The sequence below is a fragment of the uncultured Lactobacillus sp. genome (genome assembly GCF_947367085.1).
In the GTDB taxonomy this organism is placed as follows: domain Bacteria; phylum Bacillota; class Bacilli; order Lactobacillales; family Lactobacillaceae; genus Lactobacillus.
This window is the reverse complement of the sequence record NZ_CANBCP010000061.1, coordinates 1-9,850: the sequence shown is the minus strand read 5'-3', so window position 1 is coordinate 9,850 and position 9,850 is coordinate 1. Positions and strand designations below refer to the sequence as shown.

The following is a 9,850-nucleotide window of genomic DNA, read 5'->3' as shown; positions in this document are numbered from 1 at the left end:
CCCTACACCCCCCCCCCCCCCCGACACCTACACCAAAGCCTTCGTCGGCAGCTCAGATGTGTATAAGAGACAGGATAAATCTGTTAATTAATAAATAATGCAAATTTTAAACAAAAAAACTGTAATATTCTTAATATTTGTGCTAAAATCTTATCGTTAACCATAATGATAAGGAAAATAAGTATGAATAACGATATTGAAAAAGTCTTGTATACCCAGTCTCAACTTGATCAAAAAATGGATGAACTAGCCGCTAAGCTTAATCAAAAATACCAAGGCCAGCAGCCTGTTGTGATTCCAGTCTTAAATGGAGCAATGATTTTTGCTAGCGATATGATCAAGAGATTGAATTTTAAACTAAATATCGATCCAATTAAGGCTTCTAGTTACGAAGGCGCTTCTTCCACTGGCAAAGTGAAAATCGTCCAAGATATTAAGTCCGATGTCACGAATCGTCCAGTAATCTTTATGGAAGATATCATTGATACGGGACGCACTTTGAAGGCTTTAAGCAAAGTGATGAAAGATCGAGGAGCTAAAAGTGTTGAAGTTGTAGCCATGCTAGATAAGCCAGAAACTCGTGTTGTTGATTTTCATGCAGATTATTATGGTTTTAAGGCACCGGATGAATTTTTAGTAGGGTATGGGTTAGATTATGATGGTTTATATCGTAATCTACCTTATGTTGGAGTTTTGAAGCATGAAGTTTATGCTTAGAACTTGTTAGATCTAAGGCATAGTAGCAAAAAGTTACTATGCCTTTTTTCTATTTATAGATGAAAAATGTAAAATAAACTTTACAATAAGTGAAATAAAGTTTATGATTTATCTAAATCATAAAACGAGGTGTAGGTTATGGAGCTAGGAGATTTATTTTTTTATGGCGTTTTAGTGGCAATATTTGTAGTGATCTTATTTACTAATAAGGGCAAGACAAAAGTGAAATATGATGAACGTCAAGAAATGATTCGCAATCGCAGCTATAAGTATGGTTGGTATACAGTCAATCTCTTTTTGTTAGCTTATGTATTTGTGAATAATAACTTTAATGCAAAACTCGATACTAATATCATTTTGGCAATTGTTATATTCGGAGCCTTAGTTGTAACTTTTTATCAAATTCTCAAAAGTGCCTATTTTGGTATCGGTAAAAAATATCCAGCAATTTTTGGTTGGCTGATGCTAATTGTAGGATTGATGAATGCGGTGGTAGTTATTCAACAATTTAGGTTGAGTCATGATTTGGAAATAGGAAATATGGCATGCAGCACAATGCTAGTAGTGTTTTTAGTTGTGGATGGATTAGCTATAATATATCGTCAATATCACGATCGCAGGGAAAGTGATAAGTGATGAAAAATTTAAAATTAAAAGCAGCTCGTGCTGGTAAAGATTTGTCACAAGAAGATCTAGCACAATTAGTAGGAGTGTCGCGGCAAACTATTTCCGCAATAGAAAAAGGAAACTATAATCCTTCGGTTAATTTATGTATTGGAATTTGTCAGGCACTTGATAAAACTTTGGATGATTTGTTTTGGCCTGATAATTAGTTGTTAAAAGTATACAAATATTAAAATAATCCTTCGTTCAATGGTAAACTGGACTTATGAGTTAAGCTGGCTACAAGAACGGAGGATTTTTATGCCCATAACAGTAAATCTATATTACACTGGAAAAAATAAAAGTGCCTAAAGATTTGCACAAGAAATGATTTCTAGTGGCTTAGTTGAAAAAATCCGCAATGAGCCAGGAAATTTGAAATATGAGTATTTTCAACCACTAAATGATCCTGAAACGATCTTATTAATTGATAGCTGGAAAGATCAAGAATCGATAGATAAACATCATGCTTCCACAATGATGGCAAATTTGGCAAAACTTAGAGAAAAGTACGATCTCCACATGAAAGTTGAGCGCTATATTTCTGACGATAGCGGAATTCCTCAAAGTGACCAGAAATTTATTAGAAAGTAGACAATAAATATGAAAAAAGTTCAATTATTAAAATCACCTTTCCCTTTTAAAGCTCCTAAGCTTGAAGACGATCATGAAGTAGTTAATTTCTTTAACTCAGTTCCTTTTTACAAGCCAACTGAGCTTAAGAATTTGACTAATTTAGCTAAGGAATTAAATGTGGCGCAGCTTGCTGTTAAAGATGAAAGCAGTCGTTTTGGCATTAATTCCTTTAAGGGTGCCGGTGGTCTTTATGCAATGGCTTGCTGTATCGCTGAAAAGGCTGGTCTTGACACTAATAAGATTACTTATGATGAAATGACCAAGCCTGAAGTTAAAGCGGTTGCTGAAAAGATTACTTTTTATACTGCAACTGATGGTAACCATGGTCGCGGAATCGCTTGGGCCGCAAGTAAGCTTGGTACCCATGCTGTAATCAAGATGCCCAAGGGTTCAAAAGAAATTCGTGCAGATCATATTCGTAAAATCCAAAATACTGAAGTTGAAATTACTGACAAGAATTATGACAATACTGTTAAAGAAGTTAAGGAGCTTTGCGAAAAAGATCCAAACGGAATCATGATTCAAGATACAGCTTGGGATGGCTATGAAAAGATTCCAGGTTGGATTGTTAAGGGCTATAGCTTAATTGTTGATGAATTTTTACACCAAATGAAAGAAAAACCAACTCATATTTTCTTACAAGCAGGTGTTGGATCACTCGCAGCGGGAATTATTTTGGGCTTAGAAGAGCGGATGAGTCCTGAAGAATTACCAGTAATCACAATTGTTGAACCTGAAACAGTTGCTTGTTACTATCTATCAGCACAAAAAGCTGATGGTAAACGTCATCACTTAGAAGGTTTAACTAAGACAATGATGGCAGGTCTTAACTGTCAAACTCCAAGTATTACTGCTTGGCCAGTAATTCGTGATAGTGCTAAGTTTTATGGTACTTTAAGTGAAGATGTTGATGCTCAAGGAATGGCTCGCTTAGGTCATCCAGTTGAAGGTGACCCTAAGGTTGTATCTGGTGAATCTGGTGCAGCAGGTTTTGCTTATGTATATGAAATTTTATCTAATCCAGATTTAGCTGAGGATCGCGAACAACTTGGTCTTGATGAAAATTCAAGAATCGTAGTTTTAAGTACTGAAGGCGACACTGATCCAGATAATTATCGTGAAATCGTTGATGAAAATAATCCATTTTAACAAGCAACGAAAGTAGTTTTGCAAGCGACTTGTTTGACTGACACTTGTGAAACAGATAAGATCGGTTAGTGCAAAAAATTCAACTTTAAAAAGGAGTTAAATAGAAAAAGAATGACAAAACGTTGTAGCTGGGGAGAAAACAAGAATGAAAGATATCGTGAATATCACGACCATGAATGGGGAAAATTGAATTTGGATGAAAGATATCTCTATGAAATGTTGGTCTTAGAAACTTTCCAATCTGGCCTTTCTTGGAGCACTATTTTAGACAAACGTGAAAACTTCCGCAAAGCTTTTGCAGATTTTGATTATGAAAAAGTTGCCAAATACAGCTATAATGAGTTCTTTGATTTAATGCATGACAAAGGCATTATAAGAAATGTTAAAAAAGTTGATGCAGCTATAGCCAATGCAAAAGCCATTGTTAAGCTACATGAGCAAGGAAGTAGCTTAGGAGAATTATTAAAACAAGTGGTGCCAGAGCCGATAATTAACTATCCTAAAACTGATGAAGAAGTGCCAAGTCAAACGGCAGTATCTGAAAAACTTTCTCAAATTTTAAAAGAAAAAGGATTTGAGATGGTTGGGCCAGTAACGATTTACTCATTCTTACAGGCCGTAGGATTAGTAAATGATCATGTTGATGGTTGTTCATTTAAATAAGTATAGAGGACAAAGAAGATCAATTTGATCTTCTTTTTTTTGTCTAATTTTATTAAATAAGTAACTTCAATAACTGAATATATTGAATGTTATTATAAAAGTCGTTTAGTTTTACTTGCTGTAAGCGGCTTCATATAATGAGGGGTGTAAGGATAAAATAATTTTTCATGTTACAAGAAGAGGGAAAAATATGTTATCTAAAAATAATTATGAAGAAAAGCTCAGGAAGATAGAACCTAGAAATGATCACTTTTCAATTAGAAAATTAACGATTGGAACAGTGTCAGTTTTATTAGGATGGACGTTAGTTAGTTATGGAAATACAACGGCGAAAGCTGCAACGATAGATGATAAGATAGATAAAAATCCATCGGTTGCAAGACAGGCCGCTGTGCAAGATACTGCGACAATTTCAAAATCTCAAAATGAGAGCTTAAAAGTGAAAAATAGTCAATCAGAATCTCAACTTAATCACCCAGCGGATTCTGCTACTGTTTCGACTCAAGCTAACACTGAAAAAGAAAAAATACTTAAGACTACTTCACCAATTACTAAGGATACAAATCTCACTCAAAATTCTGTTAACCAAAATATAGAACAAAATAAGGCCAAGAATGATCAGAGCCAACTTTCAAATATTGAATTAAAAACGCAAACTCCTAAACTCCAGGCTAAAAGTTTAGTACAAGAAGCTAAAGCTGCAGGCGCAATAAATTTCGACGATATTAAGCCAAATTACAATATTACCAGTGAAGCCGCAAAATATGATTTAGGAGTTACGGTTGGTCAAGGACAAGTTATCTATAGTCAAATTTATATTCAAACCTTGAATCAATATGTAACTTTTACTACAGATGCTGCGGATCCTGGTAAGACTTTGTATTACTATACAACTACTGGTATGACCACTAATGGTCAGACAAGACCGAACAATGCGACTACGACCTTAGCTGCGACCTTGAATAATCCAGGTAACACTATGAAAGGATTAATGAATACTGCAGCGGCTGGGACGATGCCAAATAGTCTATATAAAGGTGGTCAGTATAACGTTAGTTTATCAATGACTGCAAAAGGTAGTAATTATTATCAAACTGTAATTTCTGCGGCTAATTCAACTAGTCATTTAAATGGTGGTAATTCCGCTTCCGTTTTCTGGGGACCTAATAGTAAAGTGGACTGGAAGTTTAGTGCAGGATTCGGTAGTGTTCCCAACTATGGTGGTGGCGCCTCTACTTGGCAATCTATAGCTAGCTTTGTTCCAAATAATGTTAGAGCCAAGATTTACTATGTTAATGCTGATACAGGTGAACTTTTAGGAGAAAAAGAATCTGATCCAACTTTAGCTGGTAATTATTATGATATTCAAAATGCTGATCCGGAAAAAATCAGCGTAAGTGGTAAGAATTATCAGTTAGTAGATGCAAGTAGTGTCAGCAGCGATGTTATGAAAAAAGAAATTGCTACTGTTAATGGCACACCAATTTTAATTAGCGACCTTAAAGATGGACAAAAAGATCATCAAGGTCAGGTATTTATGTATAACAAAGGTGATGTGTTTATTACTGTTTTAGCAGCTGGACCTACTTATAAAGCTTTTGTTAGAAAGATGCTAGATAATTCAGGCACGGCCGAATATAACACTTATACTATTAGTCCTAATGAGGTGACCGCGGGAGGACCTCTTCAGACTACATTAGATCTTGCTTTGTGTAGACCTGCGGTTAAAAAAGGTGAAAGTTTTACCGGTCCAAGCATCATGGAGACTAATATTACTACAGATGGGAACTCAGGTATTGTCTATTTCTATAAACCAGAACAAGCTCCAACTCCAGAAACAGGTTCAATCACTGTAACTTACCATGATGATACTGATAATACGACAATCCCAGGTGTAGGTTTTGATTCTGGTGAAAAGGATGTCGGAACGCCAGTAAACTACAACCCCGATCCAACGATCACAGATTTGGAAAACAAAGGCTATAAATTAGTACCAGGTCAAGACATTAATATTCCAAAAGAAATTGAAAAAGGTGCTAAGAATATTGTGATTCATTTTGTTCATGGCACCACGACTGTTACCCCAGATAAACCAGGTAATCCAGGTCAGCCAATTAATCCAAATGATCCAAATGGACCAAAGTGGCCAACAAACACTGGCAAAGATGCTCTTGAAATGACTGGTACTCAAACAATCAAGTATGAAGGTGCAGGCAGCTTAACTCCAAAAGACAATGTTCAAACTACCCAGTTTACAAAGAGTATTACAGTTGATAATGTCACAGGCAAGGAAATTTCATCAACTGACTGGACTCCAAGTGAGCATACCTTTGGTACAGTGAAGACCCCGGTTGTTGAAGGCTATCATGCAAATGTAGGACAAGCTGGGGACTTCAAGTCACCCCCCACAAGATCCAAACAAGACAATTGTGGTAACTTACTCACCAAACGGCAAGATCATCCCAGTTACACCTGATGGAACTCCAATTCCAAACGTGCCAAATCCACCATATACAACTGATCCTAATAACCCAACAGCAGTCACACCAAATGAACCAGTACCAACGATTCCTGGTTATACTCCAGAAAAGAATACAGTCACACCTGATAATCCAGGAAAAGATACTCCTGTTGTTTATAATCCAATCCCAGAAACAGGTTCAATCACTGTAACTTACCATGATGATACTGATAATACGACAATCCCAGGTGTAGGTTTTGATTCTGGTGAAAAGGATGTCGGAACGCCAGTAAACTACAACCCCGATCCAACGATCAAAGATTTGGAAAACAAAGGCTATAAATTAGTACCAGGACAAGACATTAATATTCCAAAAGAAATTGAAAAAGGTGCTAAGAATATTGTGATTCATTTCGTTCATGGCACCACAACTGTCACCCCAGATAAACCAGGTAATCCAGGTCAGCCAATTAATCCAAATGATCCGAATGGTCCAAAGTGGCCTGATAACACTGGTAAAGATGCTCTTGAAATGACAGGTAGTCAGACAATTCATTATGAAGGTGCTGGTCCTCAAACACCAAAAGATAATGAACAAAGTACGACTTTCACTAAGTCAATTACGGTTGATAATGTAACTGGTAAAGAAATTTCATCAACCGATTGGGCACCAAGCGAGCATACCTTTGGCATTGTTAAGACTCCAGTAGTTGAAGGCTATCATGCAAATGTAGGACAAGCAGGTGGCTTTAAATCAACACCACAAGATCCAAACAAGACAATTGTGGTAACTTATAGCTCAAACGGCAAGATCATTTCAGTTACACCTGATGGAACTCCAATTCCAGATGCACCAAATCCGCATTTTCCAACAAATCCAGATAATCCAACAACAACTACTGATGGAGAAGTACCAAGTGTTCCTGGTTACAGTCCAGAGACTGGTAAAGTTGGTGATCCAGTAAAACCAGGCGAAAATCCTGGTGACAATGTGAAGGTTCCATATGTAAAGAATCCAAATGTAGTTGCAACAACAGGTAAGGTAACTTACTATGATGAAACCGATCAAAAAGTTTTATCAATTGAAAATCTTGAAGGTAATGTTGGAGAAAGTATAACTTATACAACTACAGAAACTATCGCTAAGTATGAAAGTGAAGGATATAAGTTTGTAAATAGTGATTTTAAGAACGGTGACGAAACTTTCAAAAAAGATCCAAGTAGCAATGACTTTAGGGTAAACTTTGTCCATGCCACAATAACTGTTACACCAGATAAGCCAGGAGAGCCAGGCCAGCCAATTAATCCAAATGATCCGAATGGACCAAAGTGGCCCGACAATACTGGTAAAAATGATCTTGAAATGACAGGCAGTCAAACAATTAAGTATGAAGGTGCAGGAGACAAGACACCTAAGGACAATGTTCAAACAACTACTTTTACTAGAACAACTACAGTTGATAAGGTAACTGGTAAAGTTATTTCATCAACTGACTGGACACCAAGTGAGCATACTTTTGGTACAGTTAAGACACCACTAGTTGAGGGCTATCATGCTAGCGTAAGTGAAGCTGGCGGTGTGAAGGTAACACCACAAGATCCAAATAAGATAGTCGTAGTAACTTATAGTCCAAATGGTAAAATCATCCCAATTACTCCAGATGGCAAGCCGATTCCAAATGCACCACAGCCACCATATACAACTAACCCAAACAATCCTACAGGAGTCACTCCCGACGAGAAGGTACCTGACATTCCAGGCTACACCCCAGAAAAGAGCACAATTACACCTGATAATCCAGGAAAAGATACTCCCGTCATTTATCATAAAGATAATGAACCAACCCCAGAAACAGGTTCAGTCACCGTAACTTTCCACGATGACACTACTAATACCAACATCCCGAATGTAGGATACAGCTCTGGTGAAAAAGATGTCGGAACACCAATAAACTATAATCCAGATCCAACAATTAAAGATTTGGAAAATAAAGGTTATAAACTTGTTCCAAACCAAGACATCAATGTTCCAAAGGAAATTGAAAAAGGTGCTAAAAATATTATTATTCGTTTGGTTCATGGCACAACTACTGTCACTCCAGATAAACCAGGAAAGCCAGGCCAGCCAATTAATCCAAATGATCCAGATGGACCAAAGTGGCCTGACAACACTGGCAAAGATGCCCTTGAAATGACAGGTAGTCAAACAATCCATTACGAAGGTGCAGGTAGTGATACTCCAAAAGATGATGTTCAAACAACTACCTTTACAAGAAGTGTGACTGTTGATGATGTAACTGGCAAGATTATTTCGACAAGTAAGTGGAGTCCAGGCGAGCACACCTTTGGAAAAGTAAAGACACCACAAATTGGAGGCTATACTCCAAGTGCTAATGAAGCTGGCGGCTTTAAAGCAACGCCGAGCGATCCAAAAAATACAATTGTAGTAACTTATAGCCCATATAGTCCTGTTATTCCGGATGTTCCATCTAATCCAAATCAGCCAAGTACCCCAACTCCTACACCTGACAATCCAACCCCATCAACTCCAAATGAGCCTGACGATCAACAGCCAGATGAAAATGAATCTGATTCTAATGAACCAACTAATAACGAGCCTGATGAACCTGAAAATGTGCCTCAGCCAAGTCAACCAAACCAGCAACCAGTAGCTAATATTCCAACTTATGATCATAATGTCGGACCTCACGGACAAAATCCTTGGGAAGATACAATTGCTCCACATGCTGGTACAGTGAATGGTTGGATTAATAATATCGGACCTCATGGTGAAACTGTCGATTCTAACGGCAATATCATTGCACCAAACGGCGAAATAATTGGCTATGTTGATGAATATGGCAATCCACATTACTTCAACCAAGATAAACAAGAATTACCACAAACTGGTCAAAAAGAAAATGATCTTGCACAAGCAATTTTAGGTGGAGTCGCGGTTTCATTAGGTCTAGTCGGTTTAGCCGGTGTCAAAAAGCGTAAGAATATTTAAAATTAGTACCCGTAAAAAGCTATTAATATAGAAAAATGCTGATAAGCAACAAATTTGTTGGTTTACCAGCATTTTTTGGTTAATTCAGATGAAATACTTTGGCAATTTCTTCCAGATATTTTTGATCAACTTGGTCAAAATTACTTAACTTAGTTGAATCAAAGTCAAATACTCCCCAAAGTTGTCCATTTTCTTTAAAGATAGGAACAACAATTTCAGAATTGGAATCACTATCACAAGCAATATGGCCGGAAAATTCATGAACATTTGGGACAATTTGTGTTTTTTGAGATTTAGCTGTTGTGCCGCAAACCCCATGTCCTAATGCAATATGGACACAAGCTGGCTTACCTTGGAAGGGCCCTAAAATTAGCTCATCATTTTCTAAGCGATAAACGCCTGCAAAATTTACGTTTTCCAAAGCATTAAAAAGTAGAGCTGAGATATTTGCAGTGTTTGCGATCCAATCATTTTCGCCATCTGTTAGTGCGCGAGCTTGTTTAACTAGCAATTCATAATTTTGATTTGTGGTTGCAGACATGAATTACACC

At 37.1% G+C, this 9,850-nt stretch carries 8 protein-coding genes and 1 pseudogene; 8 read left to right on the top strand and 1 reads right to left on the bottom strand.

Annotated elements, in window-relative coordinates:
- Window positions 1-183: 183 nt before the first annotated feature.
- The 8 genes and pseudogenes from hpt (at window position 184) to Q0Y70_RS08425 (ending at window position 9,299) form a co-directional block, all read left to right on the top strand.
- A complete protein-coding gene (gene hpt / locus Q0Y70_RS08460; protein ID WP_297819741.1) occupies window positions 184-717 on the top strand; it encodes a hypoxanthine phosphoribosyltransferase in 534 nt (177 codons plus the stop codon).
- A gap of 138 nt (window positions 718-855) precedes the next feature.
- Window positions 856-1,353 (top strand): hypothetical protein, encoded by a 498-nt coding sequence (locus Q0Y70_RS08455; protein ID WP_297819738.1) that lies wholly within the window; start codon window positions 856-858, stop codon window positions 1,351-1,353.
- Window positions 1,353-1,550 (top strand): helix-turn-helix transcriptional regulator, encoded by a 198-nt coding sequence (locus tag Q0Y70_RS08450; protein WP_297819735.1) that lies wholly within the window; start codon window positions 1,353-1,355, stop codon window positions 1,548-1,550. Before Q0Y70_RS08455 ends, Q0Y70_RS08450 begins: the two co-directional genes overlap by 1 nt.
- Before the next feature lie 91 nt (window positions 1,551-1,641).
- Window positions 1,642-1,974: pseudogene (locus Q0Y70_RS08445) on the top strand (putative quinol monooxygenase).
- A gap of 9 nt (window positions 1,975-1,983) precedes the next feature.
- Window positions 1,984-3,165: a diaminopropionate ammonia-lyase gene (locus Q0Y70_RS08440; protein ID WP_297819732.1), complete on the top strand. Its 1,182-nt coding sequence runs from the start codon at window positions 1,984-1,986 to the stop codon at window positions 3,163-3,165.
- Between the two features lie 111 nt (window positions 3,166-3,276).
- Window positions 3,277-3,828, top strand: coding sequence for a DNA-3-methyladenine glycosylase I (locus tag Q0Y70_RS08435; protein WP_297819729.1), 552 nt, complete (start codon window positions 3,277-3,279; stop codon window positions 3,826-3,828).
- A 190-nt stretch (window positions 3,829-4,018) separates the two neighbouring features.
- Window positions 4,019-6,304: a mucin-binding protein gene (locus Q0Y70_RS08430; protein WP_297819726.1), complete on the top strand. Its 2,286-nt coding sequence runs from the start codon at window positions 4,019-4,021 to the stop codon at window positions 6,302-6,304.
- Entirely contained in the window at window positions 6,258-9,299 is a 3,042-nt protein-coding gene (locus tag Q0Y70_RS08425) for a mucin-binding protein (RefSeq protein ID WP_297819723.1), read from the top strand. The genes Q0Y70_RS08430 and Q0Y70_RS08425 overlap by 47 nt, the downstream gene beginning before the upstream one ends.
- Before the next feature lie 79 nt (window positions 9,300-9,378).
- Here the strand turns inward: Q0Y70_RS08425 and Q0Y70_RS08420 are convergent, their stop codons facing one another.
- Complete coding sequence (locus Q0Y70_RS08420) at window positions 9,379-9,840, bottom strand: GAF domain-containing protein (protein WP_297819720.1); 462 nt, start codon at window positions 9,838-9,840, stop codon at window positions 9,379-9,381.
- Window positions 9,841-9,850: the final 10 nt, after the last annotated feature.

Bases quoted from the DNA above. Each gene is read 5' to 3' on its own strand.
- Q0Y70_RS08455 (WP_297819738.1), top strand. From the start codon at position 856: ATGGAGCTAGGAGATTTATTTTTTTATGGCGTTTTAGTGGCAATATTT.
- Q0Y70_RS08450 (WP_297819735.1), top strand. From the start codon at position 1,353: ATGAAAAATTTAAAATTAAAAGCAGCTCGTGCTGGTAAAGATTTGTCA.
- hpt (WP_297819741.1), top strand. From the start codon at position 184: ATGAATAACGATATTGAAAAAGTCTTGTATACCCAGTCTCAACTTGAT.
- Q0Y70_RS08440 (WP_297819732.1), top strand. From the start codon at position 1,984: ATGAAAAAAGTTCAATTATTAAAATCACCTTTCCCTTTTAAAGCTCCT.
- Q0Y70_RS08420 (WP_297819720.1), bottom strand. From the start codon at position 9,840: ATGTCTGCAACCACAAATCAAAATTATGAATTGCTAGTTAAACAAGCT.
- Q0Y70_RS08430 (WP_297819726.1), top strand. From the start codon at position 4,019: ATGTTATCTAAAAATAATTATGAAGAAAAGCTCAGGAAGATAGAACCT.
- Q0Y70_RS08435 (WP_297819729.1), top strand. From the start codon at position 3,277: ATGACAAAACGTTGTAGCTGGGGAGAAAACAAGAATGAAAGATATCGT.